At 62.3% G+C, this 1,069-nt stretch carries 1 protein-coding gene; it reads left to right on the top strand.

Features of this window, described 5'->3' with window-relative positions; translation table 11 throughout:
- Positions 1-4 precede the first annotated feature (4 nt).
- Positions 5-1,069 (top strand): IS630 family transposase (locus tag A5766_RS08945; RefSeq protein WP_064904303.1); only part of this gene is annotated, 1,065 nt, incomplete at its 3' end.

Raw genomic sequence — 1,069 nt, 5'->3', positions numbered from 1 at the left:
GGGAATGGCAACCCGGGGTCCGCGAGCAGTGGATATTGTTCTGACCGATGACGAGCGCCGTGAGCTCGAAGGGTGGGCGCGTCGGCGAACGACGGCCTCGGGTTTGGCGATGCGCTCACGAATCGTTCTCGCCGCCGCTGATGGCGGTTCGAATACTGAAGTGGCACAACGACTCGGCCTCAACCGAGGTACCGTGCGGCGCTGGCGAGGCCGGTTCGTCGGGCACCGCTGCGAGGGGTTGCTCGACGAACCCCGGCCTGGGCGACCTCGCACCGTCGGCGACGAGCAGATCAAAGACCTGATCACCGCAACTCTCGAGACCACTCCGAAGAATGCGACACACTGGTCGACTCGGTCGATGGCTGAGCATCTCGACATGTCACAGTCAACCGTGTCGCGTGTATGGAGAGCGTTCGGATTGGCTCCACACAAACAGGAGTCGTGGAAGCTGTCGAAAGATCCCCTGTTCACCGAGAAGGTCCGCGACGTCGTCGGGCTCTACATGAACCCACCCGAACGTGCCCTGGTGCTCTGCGTTGACGAGAAGACCCAGATCCAAGCGCTCGATCGCACCCAGCCGATCTTTCCCATGCTCCCGGGCACCCCGCAACGGGCCAGCCACGACTACGTGCGCAACGGCACCTCCAGCCTGTACGCGGCGTTGGACATCGCGTCGGGAAAAGTCATCGGTTCGCTTCACTCACGGCATCGCGCAACGGAATTCATCGGATTCCTCCGCAAGATCGACGCCGAGGTACCCGACGAGCTCGACGTCCACCTGGTCATGGACAACGCCTCCACCCACAAGACGCCCGCGGTCAAACGATGGCTGACCTCGCACCCACGATTCGTTGTCCACTTCACCCCGACGAGCTCATCCTGGATGAACCTCGTCGAACGCTGGTTCGCCGAACTAACCACCAAGAAACTCCAACGCTCCACCCACCGCACCGTGAGAGCACTCAACGCCGACATCAGAGCATGGATCGAGACCTGGAACGACAACCCCCGCCCCTACGTGTGGGTCAAGACCGCTGACCAGATCCTCGACTCCATCGCCCACTACTGC

This window comes from Gordonia sp. 852002-51296_SCH5728562-b, from assembly GCF_001665475.1.
In the GTDB taxonomy this organism is placed as follows: Bacteria; Actinomycetota; Actinomycetes; order Mycobacteriales; family Mycobacteriaceae; genus Gordonia; species Gordonia sputi.
Note: the sequence above shows the minus strand (reverse complement) of the source record. Positions and strands in the feature narration are given on the sequence as shown.